The organism is Streptomyces sp. B21-083 (assembly GCF_036898825.1).
In the GTDB taxonomy this organism is placed as follows: domain Bacteria; phylum Actinomycetota; class Actinomycetes; order Streptomycetales; family Streptomycetaceae; genus Streptomyces.
In genome coordinates this window covers 3,517,210-3,543,838 of record NZ_JARUND010000001.1, presented here as the reverse complement: position 1 = coordinate 3,543,838, position 26,629 = coordinate 3,517,210, and the positions used below count along the sequence as shown (strand labels likewise).

The window sequence follows — 26,629 nt, the reverse complement described above, 5'->3', positions numbered from 1 at the left end:
TACCGACGCTGCGTAAACAGGTCTCGGAGCTTGGTCACACCGCGAGTCCGCGCCTGTGAACTGCGAGACTTGAGTCATGAGCTACAGCACGGCTGACTCCTTGCACTCCTTGCGGCCCGTCACGCTCGACGACGTACGCGGTGCCCGGAAGATGCTCCTGGGCGTGGCGCGGATGACGGCCATGGAGGGCAGCCGGCACCTGTCCCAGCTGGTGGGCGCGCCGGTGCACCTCAAGTGCGAGAACCTCCAGCGGACCGGGTCCTTCAAGCTGCGGGGCGCGTACGTCCGTATCGCCGGGCTGCTGCCCGAGGAGCGGGCCGCCGGTGTCGTCGCGGCCAGTGCCGGCAACCACGCGCAGGGGGTCGCGCTGGCATCGGCGCTGCTGGGGGTGAACGCCACGGTGTTCATGCCTCAGGGCGCGCCGCTGCCCAAGATCAGCGCCACCCGCGAGTACGGCGCCGAGGTGAGGCTGTCCGGGCAGGTCGTCGACGAGACGCTGGCCGCCGCCCAGGAGTACGCGGACCGGACGGGCGCGGTGTTCATCCACCCCTTCGACCACGCCGACATCATCGCCGGGCAGGGCACGGTGGGCCTGGAGATCCTGGAGCAGTGCCCCGAGGTCCGTACGATCCTCGTCGGGATCGGCGGGGGCGGCCTGGCCGCCGGGATCGCGGTCGCCGTGAAGTCGGTGCGCCCCGACGTGCGGATCGTGGGGGTGCAGGCGGCGGGCGCGGCGGCGTATCCGCCCTCGCTGGCGGCGGGGCGGCCGGTGTCGGTCGCGAACCCGGTCACGATGGCCGACGGGATCAAGGTCGGGCGGCCCGGCGACGTGCCGTTCGGGATCATCGGCGAGCTGGTCGACGAGGTCCGCACGGTCAGCGAGGACGAGCTGTCGGCCGCGCTGCTGCTCTGCCTGGAGCGCGCCAAGCTCGTCGTGGAACCGGCGGGGGCGAGCCCGGTCGCCGCGCTGCTGAGCCGGCCCGGGTCTTTCGAGGGGCCGGTCGTCGCGGTGCTGTCCGGCGGCAACGTCGACCCGGTGCTGCTGGAGCGCATCCTGCGCCACGGCATGGCCGCACAGGGCCGCTACCTGGCGGTTCGGCTGCGTCTGACGGACCGGCCGGGCGCCCTCGCGACACTTCTCGGGGTGTTGTCAGTGGTCGACGTTAATGTCCTCGACGTGAGCCACGTCCGGACCGACCCGCGACTCGGTCTCACGGAGGCGGAGGTCGAACTGCACCTGGAGACGAAGGGGCCGGCGCACTGCGCCGAGGTCGGTCTGGCGCTGCGCGAAGCCGGATACACCGTCATCGGCTGAGTCCGGAGCCACGGCCGTCGGCCGTTGTCACTCGGACGGGTGGCTCTGGAAAAATACATTGAGAGACGCGATACATCGCGTTATGGTGTGTGTCGGGCCACCGCACTCGCCGTACGACGCGGCAATCCCCAACGACGTGGAGAACTGATATGCCAGGCGCCATCTATGCCGAAGGTCTGGTGAAGACCTTCGGGGACGTAAAAGCTCTGGACGGCGTCGATCTGGACGTCCCGGAGGGCACGGTCCTCGGCCTCCTCGGGCCGAACGGGGCGGGCAAGACCACTGCCGTCCGCTGTCTGACGACCCTGCTGCGGCCGGACCGCGGCACGGCGGTCGTCGCGGGCATCGACGTCCTGAAGAACCCCGACGCCGTCCGCCGCTCGATCGGCCTCTCCGGCCAGTTCGCGGCGGTCGACGAGTATCTGACCGGTCGCGAGAACCTGCAGATGGTCGGTCAGCTGTACCAGATGAAGGCGAAGCCGGCGAAGGCCCGCGCGGCCGAACTGCTGGAGCAGTTCCACCTCACGGACGCCGCCGACCGCCCCGCGAAGACCTACTCCGGAGGAATGCGCCGCCGGCTCGACCTCGCGGCGGCCCTGGTCGTCTCACCGCCGGTGATGTTCATGGACGAACCGACGACCGGCCTGGACCCGCGCAACCGCCAGCAACTGTGGGAAGTCATCAAGCAGTTGGTCTCCGGGGGGACGACCCTGCTGCTGACCACGCAGTATCTGGAGGAGGCCGACCATCTCGCGCACGACATCGCGGTGGTCGACCACGGCCGCGTCATCGCGCGCGGCACCTCCGACCAGCTCAAGGCCCGCACCGGCGGCGAGCGTGTCGAGGTCGTCGTGCACGAGCGCGAACACATAGGAGCCGCGTCCGAGGTGCTCAACGCCTTCGGCAAGGGCCAGGGCGAGGTCACCGTCCAGGAGCACATGCGCAAGCTCACCGTGCCCGTCACCGGCGGCGCGAAGCTCCTCGCCGAGGTCATCCGCGAACTGGACTCCCGCGGCATCGAGATCGACGACATCGGGCTGCGCCGCCCGACCCTCGACGACGTCTTCCTCTCCCTGACGGGCCACGTGGCCGAGGCGAAGGACGGCGAGAACGGCGGGGACAGCGAGAAGAGCGACAAGGAGACCGCCAAGTGAGCGCCGTCAGTGATTCGATGATCATCGCCCGCCGGAACCTGATCCGGATGGGCCGCATTCCCGAGATGATCATTTTCGGGCTGTTCCAGCCCATCATGTTCGTCGTGTTGTTCACCTATGTGTTCGGCGGCTCGATCCAGGTGGGTTCGTCCATCTCCACTCAGGACTACCGCGAGTTCCTGATGGCGGGCATCTTCGCGCAGACCGTCACCTTCGCCACCGCGGGCGCGGGTGCGGGCATCGCCGACGACATGCACAAGGGGCTCATCGACAGATTCCGGTCGCTGCCCATGGCCCGGGGGGCCGTGCTGACGGGCCGCACGGTGGCCGACCTGGTGCAGACGGCGCTCACTCTCGTCGTCCTGTCGATCGTGGCCCTGATCATCGGCTGGCGTACGCACGAGAACATCGGCAAGGTGCTCGCCGGATTCGGCCTGCTTCTGCTGCTCGGTTACGCGTTCTCGTGGATCGGCGCGCTCATCGGCCTGTCCGTGCGCACGCCCGAGGCGGCGACCTCGGGCGGGCTGATCTGGCTGTTCCCGCTGACGTTCATCTCGAACGCGTTCGTGGACGCCAACCAGATGCCGACATTTCTGCGGCACATAGCGGAGTGGAACCCCTTCAGCGCCACCGTGCAGGCCGCGCGGGAGCTGTTCGGAAACCTTCCCCCGGGCTTCGAGGCGTCCAGCGCCTGGCCCATGCAGCATCCGGTGTGGGCGTCGCTGATCTGGTCGGTCGTGATCATCGTCGTCTTCCGGTCGCTCGCGGTCCGCAAGTACCGCCGGGTGGAGAGCTGACATGACGATGCCCCCGGCGCCAGGAGGGCGCCGGGGGCTCGCAAGGGCCGAAGCAAGGGATCCCGAAGGACCGGAAGGGTCGGATCCGAAAGGTCAGGACTGGTAGGGCACGGCCTTGAGGATCTTCACCGTGGCGAGCTTGCCGTTGGGCAGCTCGTACTGGGCGTCCGCGCCGACCTTCTTGTCGCTCACTCCCCGGCCCAGCGGGGACTGCGGCGAGTAGGTCTCGATGTCGGAGCTGGCGTACTCGCGGGAGGCGAGCAGGAAGGTCAGCGTGTCGTCCTCGTCGCCGTCGAAGGCGATGGTCACGACCATGCCGGGCGCGACCGTGCCGTTCGCCGCCGGAGCCTCGCCGACCTTCGCGTTCTCCAGGAGCTGGGTCAGCTGGCGCACACGGAGCTCCTGCTTGCCCTGCTCCTCCTTGGCCGCGTGGTACCCGCCGTTCTCGCGCAGGTCGCCCTCCTCACGCGCGGCGGCGATCTTGGCGGAGATCTCCGTGCGCGCAGGACCAGTAAGGTGCTCAAGCTCGTCCCTGAGCTTGTTGTACGCCTCCTGGGTCAGCCAGGTGACGTTCTCGCTGGTCTGGGTCACAGGTGCTCCTCGTAGTTACTGGGAATACAAAGCAACGCCCTACCAAGAAGAATGTTCCTTCACGGATGGGCGAAACCACGAGCCTAACAATTCAGCGGCGGCAGGGGGAGGACATAAGCCGTCAGAAGTATGTCGACGCAGGTCAGTGGTTGTGTGATGAGAGTGACCCCGCCGATTTCCCGGCGGCGGCCTCAGTCGGCGTGGCAGCCGAGCAGCTCGGCGGTGGTGCCCTGGGACGTCGTACGGAGCGTGACGGCCTTGTCGATGCGGGTGGCGTCGCCGTCGAAGCGGAAGTCGGCGCGGCCGACCTCGGCGCCGTTCTCGGCCTGGGAGCGGACCGTGCAGTAGCCGTTGGTACCGGAGTCCTTGCGGACCTCCAGATGAACCCTGACCGAGTCCTCGTACGTCTTGAAGGTGATGATCTCGGCACTGATCCTGGTGCCGACGACGTAGTGGTAGCCGAACCAGCCGACCACGACGAGCAGTACCGCTCCGAGCGCGGTGGCGGCGATCTTGAGTGTGCGGTCGGCACGCTCGTCCGTGGAGCGGCCGTACCGTCCCTCGGGCAGTGGCGTGGTCGCCGTACTCATGATCGTCCTCTCCGCGAGAGCCCTGGAAAGCCGGGCCCCGGAATTATTGGCCGCTCTGTTCGGTCACTATAGAAGCCGCACATCGCACCCGCTCACACCGGGCGCCGACTTACTGAGGATTGAGTCTTGACTGACCAGCTGCGACTGATGGCCGTGCACGCGCACCCCGACGACGAGTCGAGCAAGGGTGCGGCCACCATGGCGAAGTACGTGTCCGAGGGGGTGGACGTGCACGTCGTGACCTGCACGGGCGGGGAGCGCGGATCCATCCTCAACCCGAAGCTGCAGGGCGACAAGTACATCGAGGAGCACATCCACGAGGTACGCAAGAAGGAGATGGACGAGGCCCGCGAGATCCTCGGCATCAAGCAGGAGTGGCTCGGCTTCGTCGACTCCGGCCTCCCGGAGGGCGACCCGCTGCCCCCGCTCCCCGAGGGCTGCTTCGCCCTGGAGGACGTGGACAAGGCGGCCGGGGAGTTGGTGAAGCAGATCCGCGCGTTCCGTCCGCAGGTGATCACCACCTACGACGAGAACGGCGGGTACCCGCACCCGGACCACATCATGACCCACAAGATCTCGATGGTGGCCTTCGAGGGCGCGGCGGACACCGAGAAGTACCCGGAGTCGGAGTTCGGCCCGGCGTACCAGCCGCAGAAGCTGTACTACAACCAGGGCTTCAACCGGCCGCGCACCGAGGCGCTGCACAACGCGCTGATCGAGCGCGGGATGGAGTCGCCGTACGGGGACTGGCTGAAGCGGTGGTCGGAGTTCGAGCGCACCGAACGCACGCTGACCACGCATGTCCCGTGCGCGGAGTTCTTCGAGATCCGGGACAAGGCGCTGATCGCCCACGCCACGCAGATCGACCCCGACGGGGGCTGGTTCCGGGTGCCGATGGAGCTTCAGAAGGAGGTCTGGCCGACGGAGGAGTACGAGCTGGCGAAGTCGCTCGTGGACACTTCCCTCCCCGAGGACGACCTCTTTGCGGGCATCCGCGACAATGCCTGACATGAGCGCAAGCGCAAGCCTGGCAATGACGCACCTCGTCTCCTTCGCGGCGGAGGTCGACGAGGACAAGGTGACCCCTGGTGTCCTCGGCTTCATCGTGTTCGCGGTGATGGCTCTCGCCGTGTGGGCCCTGATGAAGTCCATGAACAAGCAGATGGGCAGGATCGAGTTCAAGGAGGCGCCGGACCCTGGGAAGACCCCCGGCGCCGCCGACGAAGCGGCCAAGGCAGAGGCCAAGGAAACGGTCGACGGAGCCGCCAAGGGGTCCGCCAAAGGATCCGCGCGGGAGTGAGGCCGCACCGGGTGGCCGGCACCCGGTGACCGCACCTCCCGCCCACCGCCGGCCTACCGCCGGCCGGCCGCCGCCACCGGCACTCCCATGACCTCCCGGGCGTGCCGGTTCGGGATCATGCCCAGACGCCATGCCTGCCAGCCCGACTCCAGGGCCACGCCGCGCTCCAGGAGAAGCTGGTAGGCGTCGACGTAGTCGTCGAGCTTCTCGTCGCGGGACGGGTGGCGGCCACGCGAGAGCTGGGTCAGCTCCTCCTGGGCCACCGCCGTGCCGATGTCGACGCCGCCGGGGGCCGCGTACGGCAGGAGAGTGCAGCGCAGGAAGCGCGCCCAGTCCTCGCCGCGCCGGTCGCCGTACGAGGTGAACAGGCCGATCGCCTCGTCGCAGAGGGCCAGCGCCTGCTGGGTCCGGGTGTTGCCCGCGTCGACCACCGCCAGCTCCAGACAGGTCCAGGCCTCGCCGTGGGCCACCCCGATGCGCTGGAAGTCGGCGCGGGCGTCCACCAGGAGCTGGCGGGCGAACCCCGAGTTGCGCAGCGAGCCCGTCTGGACCGCCCGCTGGTCACGGGTGACGCGCGCCGAGTGATGGCGTGCGCAGGCCAGTCCGTAGACGTCCCGGATGCGGGAGAACATCGTGCGCGAACGTTCCAGCTCGCGAACGGCCAGATCCAGGTTGCCGGTCTCCTCCAGGGACTGGCCCAGGTAGTAGACCGACCACGCCTCACCGCGCGCGTCCTCGTTGTCCCGGTGGACCGCCGCCGCCCGCCGCAGCCCGTCCACCGCCGCCGACGCGTCCCCGGCGACCAGCCGGGCCCGGGCCAGCTGGGTCAGCGCCCAGGCCTCGCCACGGGCGTCGCGCGTACGGCCGTACAGATCGAGGGCCGTACGCAGTTCGGACTCGGCACGCGGTACGTCGCCCATCCGCAGGCCCAGCTGGCCGAGCTGGAAGTGGGCCCATGCCTCGCCGTGGAGCGACTCGCCCTCGCGGTGCAGGACCAGGGAACGGGTCAGCAGGTCCCAGGCCTCGGCGAGGCGGGAGCGGTCGCGTTCGACGGCGGCGAGGGCGTGCATCGTCCAGGCGCGGTCGGTCGCCAGTTCGGGGGCCTGCTGGAGATCCAGGGCCTCCTGGAGCTTCGCCGCCGCCTCGACCAGGTTGCCCTGGTGGTGCAGCGTGATGCCCAACGAGCACAGCGCCCGGGCGGCGCCCGCGTCGTGATGGGCCTCCATATACAGCTCGACGACCGAGGTGAGCGTCGTACGCGCCTTGTCCAGCTCGCCCAGCTGACGTGCCGCGATACCCGTACGCCACTGCACGGAACGGACCAGCAGCCCCTGGTCCACCGACTCCGCGAGCTCGCTGATCTCGCCGAGCCGGTAGAGGTCGCCGCGCAGCAGGCAGTAGTCGCACAGGGCGCCCAGCAGGTTGAGTACGGCGGCCTGGTTGACGCCCTCCGCGTGGCGCAGCGTCGCCGTGATGAAGCTCGACTCGTCGTCCAGCCAGCGCAGCGCCTCGTCGAGGGAGGTGAAGCCGTGCGGGCTGAAGCGGTCCGAGCGGGTCGACATGTTGCCGTCGACCAGGCGCAGCACCGAGTCGGCCAGCTCGCCGTAGCTGACGATCAGGCGTTCCTGCGCGGCCGTGCGCTCCGCCGGTTCCTCCTCGTCCAGGAGACGGGCCTGCGCGAAGGCGCGGACCAGGTCGTGCAGACGGTAACGGCTGCCCCGGACATGGTCGATCAGGCCCGCGCGGGCGAGCGCGTCCAGCTGACGGGTCGCCTCCGTCCGGTCCGTGGCCAGCAGGGACGCCGCCGCGGCGGCGCCGAGCGAGGCCCGCCCGGCCAGCGCCAGCCTGCGCAGCAGCCGCCGCCCCTGTTCCGACTGGTCGGTGTAGCGCAGCCACAGCACCCGCTCGACCGGCTCCACCGGGCCGTACGCGCCCAGGTCCGTGGCCAGTTGACGCCGGCTGCGCGACCCGAGGGAGGAGCCCGCGATACGCAGGGCGAGAGGCAACCCGCCGCACAACTCCCGTATCCGCTCTTCGGATTCGGCGTCGTACGGATCCGGCCCCGGCCCCGGCCCTCCCCCCGCACCTGCCCCTGCCGCAGACCCGGATGTCGGTCCCGGCCCCGGTTCCGATTGCGCGGACGCGTTCAGCAGTTCCTCCGCGCCCGCCGCGTCCAGGGCCTCGACGGGCAGCTGATGCACCCAGAAGGGCAGGTCGTCCGGGAGGGCGAGGGGCTCGCGGGCGGTGACGATGACGAGGCTGTCGGAGCGCTCCGGGACGAGGGTGCGGACCTGCTCGGGGTCCTGGGCGTCGTCCAGGACGATCGTCACCGGGACACTGGTGAGATGCTGGTTGTACAGCTCGCTCAGCCTTCTGACCTGCTGCTCCGGTGACGAACGCTCACGGAACAGCAACTGCTCGCGGGACGCGCCGAGCCGGTTCAGCAGATGCAGCAGGGCGTCCCGGGTGGGCAGCGGTGCCTCCTCCGGGCTGTCGCCGCGCAGATCCACCACGCACGCGCCCCGGAACTGGTCCCGCAGATCGTGCGCCGCGTGGATCGCGAGTGCGCTGCGGCCACTGCCGGACGCGCCGTGCAGGACGACCAGGGTCGGCCGGGTCTCCGTACTCGCGCGGGCCGCGTGCACCCACTGCCGGATACGGGCCAGTTCCTGCCGCCGGCCAGCGAACGGCTCGTCCGGATCAGGGAGTTGGGCGAACGACTGCTCCAGGACGCTGCGACTGCGGGCCGCCGCGCTCTTGTCGCTGCCGCGCAGCTTCGGCCCCGCCTTCTTCGGCCCGGTGGACGCGCTGAGCACCCGCTGCTGGTCGAGGAACGGGCGGATACCGCGTACCTCCAGCGCCGTCAGCCAGCTCAGCCGCAGCTGCTCGGGACCACCGGGCTGACTCACCGCGCCGGCGCGACGGTGAGCGGCCGGCACATGGGAGGCGGTCACCTTCAGGACGGTCGCGACGGCGCCCACCACGCCCACGGTCAGCGCCGCGCCCACGGCGGTGCCCGTCCCGGTGCCGAGGGCAAGGTCGGCGATGGCCGCCGCGAGCGCGGCGACAGCCGCCACCAGCAGGGGAGTTCCGGCCCCCTCCCGGGCGTAGCGCTGCCCGAAGGTGAGCTGCCCGGCCTTCGCCTCGTCGAGCGCCCGCGTGTACGCCTCGTACTCCTCAGCGGACGACTGCGCCATGGCGTCCAGCGCCCCGCGCGCCCGCGTGAGCAGCACACTCCCGTCGGTACGCCCCCCGGATCGCCGTACCTCTTCCTCCACGGCCCGGCCCAACAGCCGCTCGGCTTCCGCCCGGTGGCTGTCCCGCATGGTGTGTCCCCCTCTGGCAGCGATCTGACTGGCAGCAATCTGACGGCTCTTCGGCAGCAACGGCTTGTCGTCGGTGGTTCCTTGGTCAAGTGTCCTGCGGACGGCGCATCGGGGCGAGGGGGCGTGGGGCCCCGATCGCCGTGCCGGTCACTCCGGTTGACGCGGCAGATGGAACTGATGCGGCAGATGTGGCTGCTGCGGGAGGTTCGCCGCACGGCTATCGTGATCGCAGACATCGAACGGGGAGATCAGGACATGAGCAGCGTGAACCCGCCACCCGGCGGTCCGCCGCACGGGCAGTGGTACACGACACCGCAGGCACCGCCGCCCCCACCGCCGCAGCCGCCGCGCTGGGCCTGGTGGGTCGTCGGCATCGTCATCCCTGTCGTGGGACTGCTCGTCACGTTGCTGGTGAGCCGGCCGAACTCGTCCGACGACAGGGCCGACGAGAACGTGGCGCCGACGCCGACCCGGTCGTCCGCGTCGGCGGATGCCACCGGCCAGGAGCAGCCGGCTCCGGCGCCCCCGAAGACCCCTGAGGCGCAGACGGCGCAGAAGGCGCTGTACGGGCCGGAGACCGTCGATGCCGATATGACCGACACGGGGTCGTACATCGACCTGGACGGGTCCGGACCGATCGTGATGGGCAACTCCAACAAGAGCGCGGACATCATCTTCGGCACGTCCCTCGGTCTGTTCGTGCCGGACTCCGCGTCCAACCTGGCTCCCCTGCCCGACTCCGGCGCCGCCCCGACAGCCGGTGAGTGTGCCGACGCCGTGCAGGAGGCGGGCAGTTACACGGCGGACGCGAAGCCAGGTGGCCGCTTCTGCCTGATGACCGGCAAAGGCCGCGTCGCCTACCTGAAAGTCGTCACCGCGCCGACCACCGGCACCGGAAAACTGAACATCACCGTCTGGGACACGCCTGGCGCCTGACGCGTCGGGTCCTGCGGCAGGATGGACCCCATGGCGAACCGACTGGCCCATGAGACCTCCCCCTATCTCCTCCAGCACGCCGACAACCCGGTCGACTGGTGGCCCTGGTCGGAAGAGGCGTTCACGGAGGCGCGGAGCAGCGGCAAACCGGTCCTGCTGAGCGTCGGGTACAGCAGCTGCCACTGGTGCCATGTCATGGCGCACGAGTCCTTCGAGGACCAGGCCACCGCCGACTACCTCAACGAGCACTTCGTCAGCGTCAAGGTCGACCGCGAGGAGCGCCCCGACGTCGACGCCGTCTACATGGAGGCCGTCCAGGCGGCCACCGGCCAGGGCGGCTGGCCCATGACGGTGTTCCTCACGCCCGACGCCGAACCCTTCTACTTCGGCACCTACTTCCCGCCCGAGCCCCGCAGCGGTATGCCCTCCTTCCGGGAGGTGCTGGAAGGGGTCCGGGGAGCCTGGACCGACCGGCGCGACGAGGTCGCCGAGGTCGCGCAGAAGATCGTGCGGGATCTGGCCGGGCGGGAGATCGGGTACGGAGACACCGAGTCCCCCGGCGAGGAGGACCAGGCGCGTGCGCTGCTCGGGTTGACCCGGGAGTACGACGCGCAGCGCGGCGGATTCGGCGGCGCCCCCAAGTTCCCGCCGTCCATGGTCCTGGAGTTCCTGCTGCGGCACGGCGCCCGTACGGGGTCCGAGGGGGCGCTGCAGATGGCCCAGGACACCTGTGAGCGCATGGCCCGGGGCGGGATCTACGACCAGCTCGGCGGCGGCTTCGCCCGGTACTCCGTCGACCGGGAGTGGGTCGTGCCCCACTTCGAGAAGATGCTGTACGACAACGCGCTGCTGTGCCGCGTCTACGCCCACCTCTGGCGAGCCACCGGTTCCGAACTCGCCCGGCGCGTCGCCCTGGAGACCGCCGACTTCCTGGTGCGTGAACTCCGCACCGCCGAAGGGGGGTTCGCTTCCGCGCTCGACGCCGACAGCGACGACGGGACCGGCAAGCACGTCGAAGGCGCCTACTACGTCTGGACACCGGCCCAGCTCACCGAGGTGCTGGGCGCCGAGGACGCGGAGCTCGCCGCGCAGTACTTCGGGGTCACGGCGGACGGCACCTTCGAGGAGGGCGCCTCGGTTCTCCAACTCCCGCAGCACGAGGGCGTGTTCGACGCCGAGAAGGTCGACTCCGTCAAGGCGCGGTTGCTCGCAGCTCGCCGTGAGCGGCCCGCGCCCGGGCGGGACGACAAGGTGGTCGCCGCCTGGAACGGGCTCACGATCGCCGCGCTCGCCGAGACCGGCGCCTACTTCGAGCGGCCCGACCTCGTCGACGCCGCCCTCGCCGCCGCCGACCTTCTCGTACGGGTTCACCTGGACGACCGGGCCCACCTCGCCCGCACCAGCAAGGACGGCCAAGTCGGGGCGAACGCCGGGGTGTTGGAGGACTACGCCGATGTCGCCGAAGGGTTCCTCGCCCTCGCCTCCGTGACGGGGGAGGGGGTGTGGCTGGAGTTCGCCGGGTTCCTGCTCGACCATGTGCTCGTGCGGTTCGTCGACGCGGAGTCGGGGTCCCTGTACGACACGGCCAGCGATGCCGAGCAGCTCATCCGGCGGCCTCAGGACCCGACCGACAACGCGGTGCCCTCCGGGTGGACCGCGGCGGCGGGGGCGCTGCTCGGGTATGCGGCGCAGACCGGTGCCGCGCCTCATCGGGCCGCCGCCGAACGGGCGCTCGGGGTGGTGAAGGCGCTCGGGCCGCGTGTGCCCCGGTTCATCGGGTGGGGGCTCGCTGTCGCGGAGGCGCTGCTCGACGGGCCTCGGGAGGTCGCGGTGGTGGGGCCGTCGCTCGGTGATCCGGCCACCGTCGCGCTGCACCGTACGGCACTGCTCGCTACCGCTCCGGGGGCCGTGGTCGCGGTGGGGAGCGTGGACAGTGAGGAGTTGCCGTTGCTGGCCGGGAGGCCGCTCGTCGGGGGTGAGCCGGCCGCGTATGTCTGCCGGAACTTCACCTGTGATGCTCCGACGACGGATCCGGAGCGGTTGCGTATCGCGCTGCGTGGTTGATTCGGGGGCGGGTGGATCGAGGGGGCAGGTTTTCGCCCCCGCCGCCCCTACCCGTCCCATCCTGTCCCTGGGGGCTGCGCCCCCAGACCCCCCGCTTCGGCCCTGAAGGGGCCTCGTCCTCAAACGCCGGACGGGCTGGGGGGGGGGTGCGAGCCTGCGGACCGTCAACGCCCTGACGGACCCGACGGGCCTCGAGCCGGTGATCGCCGGTGATCGCCGGTGGGGCCGCGGGCTCAAAAGGGCGGGCACAGTGTCGCCGGTCGGGTGCCTGTCCATGGGGCAGTGGGGCTGCCGCATGGACAGGCGTGACCGTGGGCCTCAAGCCGTTTCGAGGAAGGGGTAGTCGGTGTAGCCCTCGGCGCCCGGCCCGTAGAACAGTTCCGGCCGCGGCTCGTTCTCCGGGTGGCCACCCTGCCAGCGCTCGACCAGGTCGGGGTTGGCGATGAGGGCCCGGCCCACGACCACGGCGTCGGCGTGGTCGGCCTCGATCTGCTGGAGCGCCTGCTCGCGGGTGGTCTGCCCCCCGAAGGGGCCGCTGTTGACGATCAGCTTGCCGTCGAAGCGCCGCCGCAGCTCCTGTACCAGGTCGCCGCCCGGCTCGGCGTGCAGTACGGAGAGATAGGCCAGGCCCAGCGGGCGCAGTTGGTCGAGCAGGGTGCCGTAGGTGGCCAGGACGTCGTCCCGGTCGGTCTCGAAGACGTCCCCGAGGTCGACCTCCGGCGAGATCCGCAGCCCGACCCGCTCGGCACCGACGGCCTGGGCGACCGCCGTGACGACCTCGACGACGAAGCGGGTGCGGTTCTGCGGCGAGCCGCCGTATCCGTCGGTGCGCTGGTTGGCCGCCGGGGAGAGGAACTCCTGGAGCAGGTAGCCGTTGGCGCCGTGGATTTCCACGCCGTCCGCTCCCGCCTCGATGGCCCGGCGAGCCGCGGCGACGAAGTCCTCCACGGCTGCCCGGATCTCTGCGGTGGTCATCGCTTCCGGTACGGGGTAGGGCTGCTCGCCCTTCTCGGTGAACGTCTTGTTGTCGATGGCGATCGCGCTGGGGGCGAGGACGCGGCGTCCGCCGTTGATGTCGGGGTGGGTGCCGCGGCCGGCGTGCATGATCTGCAGGACGATGCGGCCGCCGTTGGCGTGCACCGCCTCGAACACCCGCTGCCAGCCGGCCGCCTGCTCGTCGGTGGCGATGCCCGGCTCACCGACATACCCCTGCGACGCGTGGTCGGGGTAGGTGCCCTCGGTGATGATCATTCCGGCGCTCGCCCGCTGCCGGTAGTACTCGACCATCAGGTCCCCGGGGATGCCGGAGGAACCGGCCCGGACCCGGGTCACCGGTGCCATGACGATGCGGTTGGCGAGCTCGATCTTCCCGAGGGCGACGGGGGAGAAAAGCGAGGGAACGGACGAAACGTCTGAAATGTTGACAGTCATGGGTTTCTTTCTTTCTGTAATACGGAGAAAAACGGGATGAAGGTCCACTGACGGTGACGCGGTTCCAGGACCGCGATCGGGGTGTGGGTGGTGTCGGCGGCGAACGCGGTGAGAGCCCACATGCCGTCGGCGTCGGCGTCGACGCCGGTCAGGCGCAACTGCCCGCCGGAGTCGGTACGGATCGGTTTCTGCCGACCGCGCCCCGACCGACTCCCTCGACGCGCCCCCGCGAAGAGGCGCTGAGAGGCGCGAAGAGGACCGATACACGGCTCACCTGGAACGCGATCGCCCATCGGGCCGCCTGCTTCACGAAAGCGCGAGGCTAGCTGAGCGGCACGTCCGCGACACCCTTGAGGTGGCTGAACGTCTCGAGGGAGTATCGACCGTGGTACCGGCCCGTGCCGCTTTCGCCGACGCCACCGAAAGGCAGGCCGGGCATGAGCAGTTGCATCACCGGCTGGCCCCAGGCCACGCCGCCGGAGGACGTCTCGTTCACGAGGCGCGACTTGGTGGCCTCGGACGTGGTGAAGGCGTAGAGCGCGAGGGGCTTGTCGCGTTCGTTGATGAAGCCGATGGCGGCATCGAGGTCGGCGACTTCGACGACGGGGAGGATCGGGCCGAAGATCTCCTCCTGCATGACCGGGGATGCGGGGTCGACGTCGGTGAGCACGGTCGGTGCGATGAACAGGTCGTCGCGGTCGTGCCGGCCTCCCACCGCCGCCCGGCCGGAATCCAGCAGACGCGTGAGCCGGTCGAAGTGCCGCTCGTTGATGATCCGGCCGAAGCCGGCCGCGGTCTGCGGGGTGGAGCCGAACTGAGCTTCGACCGCCGCGCGGAGGGCGGGAACCAGTGCGGCGGCGGTGGCAGGATCGGCCAGTACGTAGTCGGGGGCTATGCACTGCTGCCCCGCGTTGCCGAACTTGGCGCCGACCAGCCGCTTGGCGGTCTCGTCCACGTCGGCCTCAGGTGCCACGAAGACCGGTGACTTGCCTCCGAGTTCGAGCGTGACGGGGGTGAGGTTCTTGGCGGCGGCGGCCATGACGATCCGGCCGACCGTGCCATTGCCCGTGTAGAAGATGTGGTCGAAACGCTGTGCCAGGAGGTCCGTGGTCTCCTCGGCGCCTCCCTCGACCACGGTGAGCACGGCGGCGTCGAAGTACTGGCGCAGAAGGCGTGAAGCCACTGCCGATGTGTGCACCGACATCTCGCTCGGCTTGGCCACCACGGTGTTTCCGGCGGCCAGTGCGCCGATGATGGGGTCGATGAGAAGGTGCAGCGGGAAATTCCACGGAGCGATCACCAGGACGACCCCGAGCGGGTCGTACGTGGTGTAAGCCGTTGTCGTGGGGCCGAAGTGGGCAGGAACCTCCACCGGACGAGGCTCAAGCCAGCTCTCGAGATTCGCCAGCGTCTCGTCGATGTCGGCAACGGTGAAGTCGATCTCCTGCATCTTCGCCTCGGCGGCGTTCTTCCTCAGATCCGCCCAGAGCGCATCGAGCAGCTCCTGCTCGTTTTCGACCAGCAGGGCCCGCAGTCGCTGCAGCTGGTCGACGCGCCAGTCCAGTCCGCGGGTGACGCCGGTGTTGAACGTCGCACGAAGGCGGCCGACCACCTCCGCGGCCGTTTCGGTCCGGTGCGTCCTCGACTCGGTCCCCTGTGTTGCGGTCATGGGGTGTGCTCCGTTCTTGATGCAAGCCACGCCCCGGCTGCCTTCCAGCCGGGCTCGGTCTCCAGCGTGCTGGACGCTCCGGTATTCACCCAGGTCACGGCCTTGTGTACATCCGCTGTGCCTACCACTGGCTGGGGCAGGCTGGTGTGTGTCCGACCGTGGATACTCGGAGGCATGGACGAATACCCCGAACCGGTGCACGAGCCCGTCGACGGCGCTCTGGACCCGCGTGCCGAGCTCAGTGAGTTCTTGCGCACCCGGCGGGCCCGGCTGAAGCCGGAGGACGTGGGCCTGCCGGACTTCGGACGGTACCGGCGGGTGCCGGGGCTGCGCCGCGAGGAGCTGGCGCAGCTGGCCGGGGTGTCGGTGGGGTACTACACGCGACTGGAGCAGGGCAACGGGCAGCACGTGTCGGCGGAGGTCCTCGACGCCATCTCCCGCGCCCTCAGGCTGAGCGACGCCGAGCACGCCCACCTCACACACCTGGCGAAGCCGAAACAGCAGAAGAAGAAGCCGGCCGGCCGCACCCAGCAGGTGCGGGGCCCCCTGCGGACGCTGCTGGACACCATGGAGGGCGGCCCGGCGATCCTCGTCGGGCGGCGCTCGGACATCCTCGCCTGGAACCGGATGGCCGCGGCGGTCTTCGGCGACTGGGCCGAGCTGCCCGCGCACGAGCGGAACTGGGCGCGGCTGGTGTTCCTCAGGCCCGAGTACCGCGACCTGTTCGTGGACTGGGACCACAAAGCGAACGACGTCGTCTCTCAGCTACGCATGGACGCCGGCTCCCATCCCAACGACCCCCGGCTGTCCGCGCTGGTGGGCGAACTCTCCGTGAAGAGCGAGGAGTTCAGGAGGCTGTGGGCCGCCCACGACGTCAAGGACAAGTGCCACAGCATCCAGCGCCTGCACCACCCGCTCGTCGGCGAACTCGACCTCCGCCTCGAGTCGTTCCACCTGGCCGACGACCACGAACAGACGCTGGCGACGTACCACGCCGAACCCGGTTCCCCGTCGGCGGAGGCACTACGACTGCTGGCCAGCTGGGGCACCGACGCGACAAGGGCGGGAGCCGGGATGCCGCCGGCACGCACGGCTCGATGAACTTCCCTTGATCATCGGTAGTCGGCCGCGCGCCACGCCCAGCGTCCTTTCGCCCGCCAGACGCCTCCGGGGGCGGTGTCGGATTCAGGACGGCGCGGGCGTGCTGCGGGTAGGCAGTGGAGAGAACGGCGCCGCCGCTGCGCAGGTCGGTGTTTCCCTTCCGTAGTCGCAACGGGGTCGCTTCGCGCGGCCACGCCAGTTCTCGGCGAGTGAAACGCACCCGCCAACCCGTGATCGACATGACGTCGGACGATTGCCGGTGGACTGCTCAACGGCGCATGACCGAAGTCGGACGGATGCAGTAAACGGGTGGGTGGGTGGCACGAACCCGGGCCGGCGCCGAAAGCACCGCAGGTCACCGCAGGGTCGGCAAGCCCTGTTCGAAGACGTTCACCGCGCGGTCCACCAGGTCGGGCAGGCTGTCCCTGAACTCGTTCTGCGCCCAGTAGACGGTGATCTCGGCCAGGCCGCCGATCAGGGACATGGCGTAGACGCGGACCTCCAGGTCGGCGGGGTCGCGGCCGGTGCGCTCCGCGATGACGCGGCAGAGGAGGCGCCCGGTTTCGGACATGCTCTCGATCATGCGGGAGCGGACCGCCGGGACCTCCACCATCAGCCGACTGCGCAGCCGGGTCACCTCGGGCTCCTCGGCCCTGCTGAGGCCGACGGCCTTCTTCAGGATGTACCGCAGTGAGTCGAGCCATGGTTCGTCCGCCGGGCGCCTGCGCAGTTCCTCCTCCATCACGGCGTCGTACTCGTCGGTGAGCACGATGTCCTCCTTGGTGGGGAAGTAGCGGAAGACGGTGGACTGCGACACCTCGGCGCGCTCGGCGATCTGCTCGACCGTCGTGGCGTCGTACCCCTGGTTCCCGATCAGTTCGTACGTCGCGGCACGGATCGCCATCCGGGTCTTGATCTTCTTCCGCTCACGGAGTCCCAGCTGGGGGCGGTCGGCGAGGGGGGAGGTGCGTGCGGCCGTCATGCGCTCATTGTCGGCCATCGGGTGAGTCGGCCGCCATGTCCGGGTCGGCGGCCCCGGTGTGCGGCGGGGTGTTGGGGAGGAACGCCCCCGCCAGCAGCGCCGCCACCAGAGCCGCTACTCCGCTCACCAGCAGGACGACGCCCATGCCATGGACGTACGCACTGTTCGCGGAGGTCAGGAGCCGCGCCGACCCCGTCCTCCCGGCGATCAGATGGGCCGCCACCACCGAGTCGCCGGCCGTGTCCGCCAGGCGGGCGGGCAGGCCCGTGACGTCGAGGCGGTCGCGGAAGGTGCTCGCCAGCAGGCTGCCCAGCAGCGCGATACCGATCGCGCCGCCGACCTGGCGCAGCGTCATCAGGAGCCCGGAACCGCTGCCCGCGCGGTCGGAGGGCAGCGCGGCAAGGGCGCCGTCCATGGCCGGGACGACCGCGAAGCCGAAGCCGAGGCCGGCGATGGTCAGCCACAGGGCGGTGTAGCCGTAGCCCGAGTCGACCGTCGTACGGCTGCCGAGGATCGCCGAGAAGGCCAGGACCACCAGACCTGCGGTCACGGTCGCCCGCGAGCCGAACCGGGCGTTCACGGGCTGGGCCGCCCGTGCGGCCACCGACAGGCCGGCCATCAGCGGCAGCAGCCGTACGCCCGTCCCCAGGGCGTCCGTGCCCAGGACCGCCTGGAGATACGGCGGCAGGACGAACATCAGGCCGGAGAGGACGAACATCACCAGCGTCGACGCGACCGCGTTCAGCAGGAAGCCCCGATGGGAGAGCAGTGTCATGTCGAGCATGGGGCGGGTGGCGCGGCGCTCGCGCAGGACGAGGGCCGTGAGGAGTACGACGGCCGCGGTGAACAGGGCGACGACCAGGGCGTTCGTCCAGCCTCGGGTCGGGGCCTCGATGATCGCGTAGATGAGCGCGCCCAGGCCCGTCGCCGTGAGCGCGGTGGAGGCCACGTCCACCTTGGGGGAGGCCGGGTCGCGGGTCTCGGGGAGAAGGAACACGCAGGCCGCGATGCCGATGGCGACCATCGGGACGTTGATCAGGAAGACCGAGCCCCACCAGAAGTGGTTGAGCAGCCAGCCGCCGATGATCGGGCCCAGCGGCATGCCGAGCGCGGAGCCGGCCGAGATGACGCCGACGGCCTTGGTGCGCTCGTGGGACGGGAAGAGCGAGGGCAGGACGGAGAGGGCCAGGGGCATGACCAGGGCCGCGCCCACACCCATCAGCGCGCGGGCCGCGACGATCCAGTTGACGTCACCCGCCAGCGCGCCGACGAGTGACCCCGCGAGGAAGACCCCGAGCCCGGCGATGAGCATCCGGCGCCGCCCGAAGCGGTCGCCGAGAAGACCGGCGGGGAGCATGAGCGCCGCGAACACGACGATGTAGGCGTCCGCCATCCATTGCTGTTCCCCGGTGCCGGCGCCGAGCTGCGCGGCCATGGTCGGCAGCGCCACGTTGAGGATCGTCATGTCGAAGCCGAGGACGAGCATGCTCGCGACCAGGGCACCCAGGGCCCACCAGCGACGGGGGTCGAGGGGTGGGGTGGTGTCTGTGCCGGTGTCTGCGTCAGTGACAGTAGCCATGAAATGAGAGTAACTCTCAAAAGGTGGAGACTGTCAATTCGTTCGGTGTGAGGGCATGCAGAAGACGGCCGCGACTCGGAAGTCGTGGCCGTCCGGGGGGAGGGAAGGTCAGGGATTACCCGTGCTGGTACGCCACCATCGAGATGCCGATGTAGTGCGCGACGAAGGCCGCCAGGGTGAGGGAGTGGAACACCTCGTGGAAGCCGAAATACCGCGGTGACGGGTTGGGACGCTTGAGCCCGTAGATCACGCCGCCCGCGCTGTAGAGGAGCCCGCCGACGATGACCAGCACCAGGACGGCGATACCGCCCGCGCGCATGAAGTCCGGCAGGAAGAAGACGGCGGCCCAGCCCATCGCGATGTAGCAGGGGGTGTAGAGCCAGCGCGGGGCGCCGACCCAGAACACACGGAAGGCGATGCCGGCCACGGCCGCGCCCCAGATGCCCCACAGGAGCCACTGCCCCTGGCTCGCCGGGAGCAGCAGCATCGTCAGCGGGGTGTACGTGCCCGCGATGATCAGGAAGATGTTCGCGTGGTCGAGTCTGCGCAGGACACCGTCCATGCGCGGGCTCCAGGTGCCCCGGTGGTAGAGCGCGCTCACGCCGAACAGCAGGCAGGCGGTGAGGGTGAAGATGCCGCAGGCGATGCGCGCCCGGCTCGAACTGGCGAGCGCGGTGAGCACCAGGCCCGAGATCAGCACGGCCGGAAACATGCCGAGATGGAGCCAGCCTCGCAGCTTGGGCTTGATCTCATCGGAATGTGGCAGCGAGAGCGCCAGGGGACCGCGGCCGGCGGCCGGCGAGTCCAGAGGCGCATCGGGGGCGGACGCAGTCATGACGGCCATCGTACCTACGTAACCGTAAGTTACGCGTCAGCCCGGCGGCGGGAGGGGGTGGAAGTGGCCGGCCTCTCATGTGCGTTGAGTCTCGGATCGTGGACACCGAGTCCCGGACGCTCCAGGTGAATACGTGATGACCCGGAGGAAACGTACGGGTGGGCGCGGGGTGAGTGGCGATGGTCACGTCGCTCAGGTGTGAGGCCCTATGGACAGATGGGCGCTCCAGTCGGATGATCAAATGAGTGCAGTCGGCACCGGATGAGCGCCATTGATCATCACCGTGAAGCATCCGGGTCGCGGCCCCCAAGGGGCAGTCAACAAAAAAACCCTCATTCAAGGAGCAATCGTGGCGCGCGACATCGCGGCTCCCGTTCTTTCTGGCACCTTCCTCTCCGACACCGTCCCGACGAACCACAAGCAACTGGTCTCGTGGGTCAACGAGATCGCAGAACTGACGCAGCCGGACAACGTGGTCTGGTGTGACGGATCCGAGACCGAGTACGAGCGACTGTGCGAAGAGCTCGTCCAAAAGGGCACCTTCAGGAAACTGGACCCGGTCAAACGCCCCAACTCCTACTACGCGGCCTCCGACCCGACCGATGTCGCGCGTGTCGAGGACCGCACCTTCATCTGCTCCGAGAAGGAGCAGGACGCGGGACCGACCAACCACTGGAAGGATCCCGCCGAGATGCGGGACATCTTCGCGGGGGAGAAGGGGGTCTTCCGCGGCTCGATGAAGGGCCGGACGATGTACGTCGTCCCGTTCTGCATGGGTCCGCTGGGTTCGGACCTCTCCGCGATCGGCGTGGAGATCACCGACTCGGCGTACGTCGCCGTCTCCATGCGCACGATGACGCGCATGGGCAGCGCGGTCCTCGACGAACTCGGCAGTGACGGTTTCTTCGTGCGTGCTGTGCACACGCTCGGGGCGCCGCTGGCCGAGGGCGAGGCCGACGTGCCGTGGCCGTGCAACTCCACGAAGTACATCTCACACTTCCCGGAGAGCCGCGAGATCTGGTCGTACGGCTCCGGGTACGGCGGCAACGCGCTGCTCGGCAAGAAGTGCTACGCCCTGCGCATCGCGTCCGTCATGGCGCGCGACGAGGGCTGGCTCGCCGAGCACATGCTGATCCTCAAGCTCACGCCCCCGCAGGGCGAGTCGAAGTACGTGGCGGCGGCCTTCCCGTCGGCCTGCGGCAAGACGAACCTCGCGATGCTGGAGCCGACGGTCAGTGGCTGGACCGTCGAGACGATCGGCGACGACATCGCCTGGATGCGCTTCGGTGAGGACGGCCGGCTCTACGCCATCAACCCCGAGGCCGGTTTCTTCGGCGTCGCGCCCGGCACCGGTGAGCACACCAACGCCAACGCGATGAAGACGCTGTGGGGGAACTCGGTCTTCACGAACGTGGCGCTGACCGACGACGGCGACGTCTGGTGGGAGGGCATGACGGAGGAGACTCCGGCCCATCTGACCGACTGGAAGGGCAACGAGTGGACGCCGTCCACAGGCGTTCCGGCCGCCCATCCCAACGCCCGGTTCACCACCCCGGCCGCCCAGTGCCCGATCATCGCGCCCGAGTGGGAGGACCCGCGGGGTGTGCCGATCTCGGCGATCCTGTTCGGCGGGCGGCGCGCCACCGCCGTACCCCTCGTCACGGAGTCCTTCGACTGGAACCACGGTGTCTTCCTGGGCGCGAACGTGGCCTCCGAGAAGACGGCCGCCGCCGAGGGCAAGGTCGGCGAGCTGCGCCGCGACCCCTTCGCCATGCTGCCGTTCTGCGGCTACAACATGGGCGACTACATGGCGCACTGGATCGACGTGGCGAAGGACAAGGACCAGTCCAAGCTGCCGAAGATCTACTACGTCAACTGGTTCCGCAAGAACGACGAGGGCAAGTTCGTGTGGCCCGGCTTCGGTGAGAACAGCCGGGTCCTGAAGTGGATCGTGGACCGGCTGGACGGCAGGGCCGAGGGTGTCGCCACGCCGATCGGTGTGCTGCCGGCCAAGGGCGCGCTCGACACGGACGGTCTCGAACTCTCCGAGTCCGACCTCGACTTCCTGCTCACGGTCGACAAGGACGTGTGGCGCGAGGAGGCGGCCCTGGTTCCCGACCACCTCAACACGTTCGGCGACCACACCCCGAAGGAGCTGTGGGACGAGTACCGGGCGCTGGTGCGGCGCCTGGGTTAGGACCCAGCTCTCTCTGCAACTCTCTGTAACTCCGCGGCCGGTCGGACTTGCCCTGACCTGCGACGTCGTCACGACCAGCCGCGGTATCAACGTCCTTGCCGATGTCCCGAAATCGCCCATTCGTGCGGTTGATCACTCGTGGTGATGGTTCTTCGGCGGCCAGAGAGCGCAATACGGCCCTGGGGCGGCCGCAACGCCGTGTGTCCGGCGCGATGCTGCCGACATGCCCACCTCACTCACCTCGCTCACCTCACTCACCTCTCGCCTGAGACCGGCCCAGTTCCGGCGCCGGGACGGAGGCCGCCGGTCACGGGTGGCCCGCACCGGCTTCGTGGCGGCCATCGGCCTGGCGCTCGTACTGACCCTTCCGGGCACCGCGATCGCGGCCCCGGGCGACCTGGATCCCACCTTCAGCGGCGACGGCAGGGTGCTCACCAACCTCGCCGACGACGACCAGGCCCGTGACGTGGCGGTGCAGTCCGACGGGAAGATCGTCTCTGTCGGCGCCTCCGCCGACTACTCGACGCTGGAAAGCCGCTTCGCGCTGACCCGCCACAACACCGACGGCACCCCCGACAGCAGCTTCGGCGGCGCCGCCGGCGACGCGCCCGGCACGGTGACGACGGCCATCAACAACATGGGCCCGAGCTTCCAGTGGAGCGAGGCCAACGCCGTGGCGCTGCAGGCCGACGGCAAGATCGTCGTGGTGGGTATGAGCTGGCGCGAGTACGAGGACTGCTGCTGGTTCGTGGTGGCCCGCTACAACGCCGACGGCACCCTGGACAACACCTTCAGCGACGACGGCAGGGTCTTCGCCGACATCGCCGGCCCGACCGAGGCCCGCGACGTGGCGATCGACTCCACCGGCAGGATCGTCGCGGCCGGCTACACAGGCGGCGAGATGGCGGTGCTCCGCCTGAACAGTGACGGCACCCCGGACACCACGTTCGGCGGTGACGGCACGGTCACCGCCAATCCGGCGGGGCCGGTCCCGCAGGAGGGCGGCGACGGCCGCGCCCTGGCGTTGCAGCCGGACGGGAAGATCGTCGTCGGGGGCGAGGTCGGTTCGACCCGTTTCGACTTCGCCCTGATGCGCTTCAACACCGACGGCAGCGTGGACACGAGCTTCGACGGCGACGGCATCGTCCGCACCGACTTCGGCGGCTACGAGGCCGTGGAGTCCCTGGCCGTCCAGCCCGACGGCAAGATCGTCGCGGCCGGCTCCAGCGACGACCGGGCCGCGCTCGCCCGCTACAACACCAACGGCAGCCTGGACACCAGCTTCGACGGCAACGGCCAGGCCGTCACGCCCGCGGCCGGCGCCGCCGACATGGTGCTCCAGCCGGACGGGCGGATCGTCACCGCAGGTGGCAGCGGCGGCAACTTCTCGATCCTGCGGTACACCACCGGAGGCAGCCTCGACAGTGGCTTCGGCACCGGCGGCCGGGCCGTCGCGGACTTCGGCGGCTCCGACACGGCGTACGGCGTGAAGCTCGACTCCGCGGGCAGGATCGTCGCCGCCGGCGCGGGCGGACCGAACAGCGACTTCGCCCTGGCCCGCTTCGAGGGGGGCGGCAGCACACCGCCGCCACCCCCGACCGGCCCGGACCTGTCGGTCACGAAGAGCGGCACCAGTACGGTGAGCATCGGTGACCGTGCCACGTACACCGTGACGGTCACCAACACCACCGCCGGCACCACGGCGACCGGCGTCACCCTCACCGACACCCTGAGCGGCCCCGCCGCCTCGGTCGTCTCCGCCACCACCACCCTGGGCACCTGCACGACCAGCGCCACCGGCGCCTCCTGCAGCCTCGGAACCCTCACCCCCGGCACCCCCGGCGCCACGGTGACGGTCGTCGTGGAACCCCGCGCCACCGGCACCCTCAGGAACACCGCCACGGCCACCGCCAGCCAGAACGACCCCGCCCCGGCCAACAACACCGCCACGGCGACCACCACCGTGAACAACTCCCGGGGCTGCACGATCATCGGCACCAGCGCCGCCGAGACCCTCAACGGGACCGCCGGCAACGACGTGATCTGCGGCCTCGGCGGCAACGACATCATCCGGGCCGCGAACGGCAACGACACCGCTTACGGCAACTACGGCGACGACAACATCGACGGCGGCTCGGGCGACGACACCCTGAACGGCGGCCCGGGCAACGACACCCTGACCGGCTACATCGGCAACGACCGGCTCAACACCGCCGACGGCGTCAGCGGCAACGACACCGCAAACGGCGGCGCGGGCTTCGACACCTGCACCACCGACCCGGGCGACACCCGCATCAGCTGCCCCTGAGCACCCCTACGCAGCCTGATCGCCACGGTGTCCTCAGTCGCTGAGCCCGCCGCTCCCGGGCCCCCGGCCTTCCAGGTAGCGGGTGTGCGACTCCTGGCGGCGGGCCTCGATCTCCCTGAGGCCCGCCGCCAGCCCCTCCGCCTCCTGCCTCAGCAGCCCGAGCTGCCGCTCCAGATGCCGTTCCGGCGGCTCCTGCCCCGGCGCCAGCCGCGTCCACCAGCGCGCCCGTACGAAGCTGTCGACGGCCTCGGGCAGGTCCTGCCGCACGATCCGCGAGAGCACGTGCACCCCCTCCGGATCCTGGGCCAGCACCTCCGTCACCCACCCGGGCTCCAGCAACGCGCCGACGAGTCCGCTCAGTTCGGTGACCTGCCCGGCCGCTGCGGGCGGCAACCCGACCTGGCCCAGATACTCCTCAAGCCGCTCGAAGTTCCCCCGCAACTCGTCGAGTTGGGCGGAGAGCCGCGCGGAGGGGTCCGGGAAGTCCGGCAGCGGCTGTCGCTCCGGCGGGGCGATCAGCGCGCCCGCACCATAAAGCCCGGCGACGACGACAGGCCAGTACGGCCCCGCCAGACCGGTGAAGGTCAGCACCAGGCCCCCCAGTCCGCACACGCTGCCGGCGATGTTCTTGCGGGACTCCACGAACCCCATGAACCCCACAGACTTACTGGTAGCCACGGATCTCCTTGAACGCGCCGTCGAGCGAGCCCTGCTGGGCGTCGAAGAGACGGCCGCCGGTCAGCTCGGCGATGTGCGCCAGCTCGGCGCGGTCGGAGTCACCGAAGAGAATGGGGAACGCGGGTATCTCCCGCTGCCGGCCGGTGAGTCGCTGGTAGAAGCCGTCGAACTCCGCCGCCTTCGCGCCCGCCGTGTTCTCGCCGTCCGTCATCAGCACGATCGACGTGAACGTGTCGCGGTCGGCGCGGAGTCGCTCGTACGGCCTTCTCCAGCGAGGTGTAGATCGCGGTGTCGCCGTCCGCCGCCAGCGCGTCAGTGTCCCGGCGGATCGCGTCGAGTCCGCTCCGCGGATCGGTGGGGCTCACGACATGGGTCCGCACACTCTTCACGTCCGACCCGAACGACATCAGCGTGACCTCCTCGCGGTGCCGGAAGTCCCCGGTCAGCCCGCGCAGCACCTCCTTGAGGCCGGACAGCCGGTCGCCCTCCATCGAGCCCGAGGTGTCGAGGACGTACACGGTCCGGGAGGGGCGGCGCAGCTTGTTCTCGTAGGCGTCGAGCAGACCGTCGGCGACGGACCGGCTGCCGGGGAAGGGGAGTTCACGGCGGCGTGAGATGTCCAGGCCGGTCGCGGGCGGTACGGAGGCGACGACCGGGCGGCGGTGCGTGACGTCCGTGATCCGGCGCTGCGTCGCCGGGGTGCGCAGGGCCTCCGTCAGCCGGCGGACGCTCTCCCGGGTCCCGGCGCCGGTCGATGCGAGCGAGGTGATCGGGTAGTCGGCGGTGACGACCCCGTCGCGGGGGCGGATCACCGTGAGACCGGGGATGCCCTTGAGGACGGACTCGTAGTTGAGCAGGGCGTCGACGGTGCCGCGCCGGTCGTAGGCGGCGGCCAGCCAGCCCGACGAACTGGACGTCAGCTTCTGCCCCTTGAAGAGCTCCTTCAGCCGAGGGGAGGCCTTCTTCACGTCCGCGTCGGTCAGCGCGGACTGCGCCCCTGAGAGCCCCGAGGCGACCGAGATCAGCGTGGAGAAGCCGGAGTTGGAGCGCGCCGGGTCGGTCATGCCGTACGTCAGCTTCCTGTCCCGTACCGCCATCTCCACCTGGGACCAGGTGACCTGGTCGGGCTTCCAGCCCAACTCTTTCACGGTGGCGGCCTTGACGCCGATGGCGACCGGGCTCGACATGATCGGCGTCTCGGACACGACCTTCTTCGCCGCGTCGGGACGCAGCCGCAGATAGTCGTTGGAGGACAGCCACAGGGCGTCGTACCGCCCGTCCGTCTTCCCCGTCGCCAGCATGTCGATCGCGTCGAGAGTGCCCATGTAGGTGGGCCGGACCCTGATGCCGGTGTCCTTCTCGACCCGGTCGAGGACGGGCTTCATGTCGGAGAGCTCGCTGGACGCGAGGACGCGGAGGGTGCCGGGCTCGGGAGAGCCGTTGTCGAGCAGCGGTTCGGGGTCCTGCTGTGCCGTGCAGGCGGTCAGAAGGGCGAGCAGCAGAGCGGCTGTCGCTGTTGCTGTGCCTGTTGCTGTGAACCGGCCTCAAGGGCCGCGGGGAACTGCGCGACAAGCCACGACGCACCCGCAGCCGCTCACAACAGAAGCTGACCACTTGAATGAGAACGCTCACGGCAACCCCCAGGGGCGCGGGGAACTGCGCGACAAGCCACGACGCACCCGCACTCGCCTAACAACCTGAACCCCTACGGCGAAGGGCGCCCCGGTCCAAGCGAACGCAGTGCTGTGGCACCCGGTCCGCGCGTCGCTGCGGGAG

At 69.9% G+C, this 26,629-nt stretch carries 19 protein-coding genes and 1 pseudogene; 10 read left to right on the top strand and 10 right to left on the bottom strand.

What is annotated here, in order from left to right:
* The first annotated feature begins 76 nt into the window (after positions 1-76).
* The 3 genes from ilvA to QA861_RS15825 all read left to right on the top strand — a co-directional run bounded on the left by ilvA (position 77) and on the right by QA861_RS15825 (position 3,266).
* Complete coding sequence (ilvA, locus tag QA861_RS15835) at positions 77-1,315, top strand: threonine ammonia-lyase (protein WP_334588968.1); 1,239 nt, start codon at positions 77-79, stop codon at positions 1,313-1,315.
* Between the two features lie 149 nt (positions 1,316-1,464).
* Positions 1,465-2,469, top strand: a complete 1,005-nt coding sequence (locus QA861_RS15830; protein WP_334588967.1) for an ATP-binding cassette domain-containing protein — start codon at positions 1,465-1,467, stop codon at positions 2,467-2,469.
* Between the two features lie 17 nt (positions 2,470-2,486).
* Positions 2,487-3,266, top strand: a complete 780-nt coding sequence (locus tag QA861_RS15825) for an ABC transporter permease (RefSeq protein WP_334590567.1) — start codon at positions 2,487-2,489, stop codon at positions 3,264-3,266.
* A 93-nt stretch (positions 3,267-3,359) separates the two neighbouring features.
* Here QA861_RS15825 and greA read toward each other — a convergent pair whose 3' ends face one another.
* Both greA and QA861_RS15815 read right to left on the bottom strand, forming a co-directional pair.
* The gene (greA, locus tag QA861_RS15820; protein ID WP_334588966.1) at positions 3,360-3,857 is read right to left on the bottom strand and encodes a transcription elongation factor GreA; all 498 of its coding nucleotides are present in this window, start codon (positions 3,855-3,857) and stop codon (positions 3,360-3,362) included.
* 191 nt (positions 3,858-4,048) lie between these two features.
* A complete protein-coding gene (locus QA861_RS15815; RefSeq protein WP_334588965.1) occupies positions 4,049-4,447 on the bottom strand; it encodes a DUF4307 domain-containing protein in 399 nt (132 codons plus the stop codon).
* A 147-nt stretch (positions 4,448-4,594) separates the two neighbouring features.
* Between QA861_RS15815 and mca the strand changes: the two genes are divergently transcribed.
* Complete coding sequence (mca, locus tag QA861_RS15810) at positions 4,595-5,455, top strand: mycothiol conjugate amidase Mca (RefSeq protein ID WP_334590566.1); 861 nt, start codon at positions 4,595-4,597, stop codon at positions 5,453-5,455.
* On the top strand, positions 5,448-5,747 hold the full coding sequence (locus tag QA861_RS15805) for a hypothetical protein (protein WP_334588964.1): 300 nt from the start codon (positions 5,448-5,450) through the stop codon (positions 5,745-5,747). Before mca ends, QA861_RS15805 begins: the two co-directional genes overlap by 8 nt.
* A 53-nt stretch (positions 5,748-5,800) precedes the next feature.
* Here the strand turns inward: QA861_RS15805 and QA861_RS15800 are convergent, their stop codons facing one another.
* A complete protein-coding gene (locus tag QA861_RS15800; RefSeq protein WP_334588963.1) occupies positions 5,801-9,073 on the bottom strand; it encodes a tetratricopeptide repeat protein in 3,273 nt (1,090 codons plus the stop codon).
* Positions 9,074-9,328: 255 nt separating this feature from the next.
* On the opposite strand from QA861_RS15800, the gene QA861_RS15795 reads away from it, so the two are divergent.
* Positions 9,329-10,009 (top strand): hypothetical protein, encoded by a 681-nt coding sequence (locus QA861_RS15795; RefSeq protein ID WP_334588962.1) that lies wholly within the window; start codon positions 9,329-9,331, stop codon positions 10,007-10,009.
* Between the two features lie 30 nt (positions 10,010-10,039).
* Positions 10,040-12,073 (top strand): thioredoxin domain-containing protein, encoded by a 2,034-nt coding sequence (locus QA861_RS15790; protein WP_334588961.1) that lies wholly within the window; start codon positions 10,040-10,042, stop codon positions 12,071-12,073.
* Positions 12,074-12,391: 318 nt separating this feature from the next.
* Here the strand turns inward: QA861_RS15790 and QA861_RS15785 are convergent, their stop codons facing one another.
* Together QA861_RS15785 and QA861_RS15780 are read right to left on the bottom strand one after the other, a co-directional pair.
* Positions 12,392-13,504, bottom strand: a complete 1,113-nt coding sequence (locus tag QA861_RS15785) for an alkene reductase (RefSeq protein ID WP_334588960.1) — start codon at positions 13,502-13,504, stop codon at positions 12,392-12,394.
* A gap of 322 nt (positions 13,505-13,826) precedes the next feature.
* The gene (locus tag QA861_RS15780) at positions 13,827-15,173 is read right to left on the bottom strand and encodes an aldehyde dehydrogenase family protein (RefSeq protein ID WP_334588959.1); all 1,347 of its coding nucleotides are present in this window, start codon (positions 15,171-15,173) and stop codon (positions 13,827-13,829) included.
* Between the two features lie 174 nt (positions 15,174-15,347).
* On the opposite strand from QA861_RS15780, the gene QA861_RS15775 reads away from it, so the two are divergent.
* Positions 15,348-16,274 carry a helix-turn-helix domain-containing protein gene (locus QA861_RS15775; protein WP_334588958.1) on the top strand — a complete coding sequence of 309 codons (927 nt, stop codon included), beginning with the start codon at positions 15,348-15,350 and terminating at the stop codon, positions 16,272-16,274.
* A gap of 355 nt (positions 16,275-16,629) precedes the next feature.
* Here the strand turns inward: QA861_RS15775 and QA861_RS15770 are convergent, their stop codons facing one another.
* The 3 genes from QA861_RS15770 to trhA all read right to left on the bottom strand — a co-directional run bounded on the left by QA861_RS15770 (position 16,630) and on the right by trhA (position 19,670).
* On the bottom strand, positions 16,630-17,256 hold the full coding sequence (locus QA861_RS15770) for a TetR/AcrR family transcriptional regulator (protein ID WP_334588957.1): 627 nt from the start codon (positions 17,254-17,256) through the stop codon (positions 16,630-16,632).
* A gap of 4 nt (positions 17,257-17,260) precedes the next feature.
* Complete coding sequence (locus QA861_RS15765; protein ID WP_334588956.1) at positions 17,261-18,835, bottom strand: MFS transporter; 1,575 nt, start codon at positions 18,833-18,835, stop codon at positions 17,261-17,263.
* Between the two features lie 115 nt (positions 18,836-18,950).
* The gene (gene trhA, locus QA861_RS15760; RefSeq protein ID WP_334588955.1) at positions 18,951-19,670 is read right to left on the bottom strand and encodes a PAQR family membrane homeostasis protein TrhA; all 720 of its coding nucleotides are present in this window, start codon (positions 19,668-19,670) and stop codon (positions 18,951-18,953) included.
* A 349-nt stretch (positions 19,671-20,019) separates the two neighbouring features.
* Here trhA and QA861_RS15755 point away from each other — a divergent pair, with 349 nt between their 5' ends.
* On the top strand, positions 20,020-21,867 hold the full coding sequence (locus tag QA861_RS15755; protein WP_334588954.1) for a phosphoenolpyruvate carboxykinase (GTP): 1,848 nt from the start codon (positions 20,020-20,022) through the stop codon (positions 21,865-21,867).
* A 223-nt stretch (positions 21,868-22,090) separates the two neighbouring features.
* Entirely contained in the window at positions 22,091-24,175 is a 2,085-nt protein-coding gene (locus QA861_RS15750) for a calcium-binding protein (RefSeq protein WP_334588953.1), read from the top strand.
* 33 nt (positions 24,176-24,208) lie between these two features.
* Here QA861_RS15750 and QA861_RS15745 read toward each other — a convergent pair whose 3' ends face one another.
* Together QA861_RS15745 and QA861_RS15740 are read right to left on the bottom strand one after the other, a co-directional pair.
* The gene (locus QA861_RS15745) at positions 24,209-24,826 is read right to left on the bottom strand and encodes a hypothetical protein (RefSeq protein ID WP_334590564.1); all 618 of its coding nucleotides are present in this window, start codon (positions 24,824-24,826) and stop codon (positions 24,209-24,211) included.
* A 13-nt stretch (positions 24,827-24,839) separates the two neighbouring features.
* A pseudogene (locus QA861_RS15740) lies at positions 24,840-26,355 on the bottom strand (substrate-binding and vWA domain-containing protein).
* Positions 26,356-26,629 lie beyond the last annotated feature (274 nt).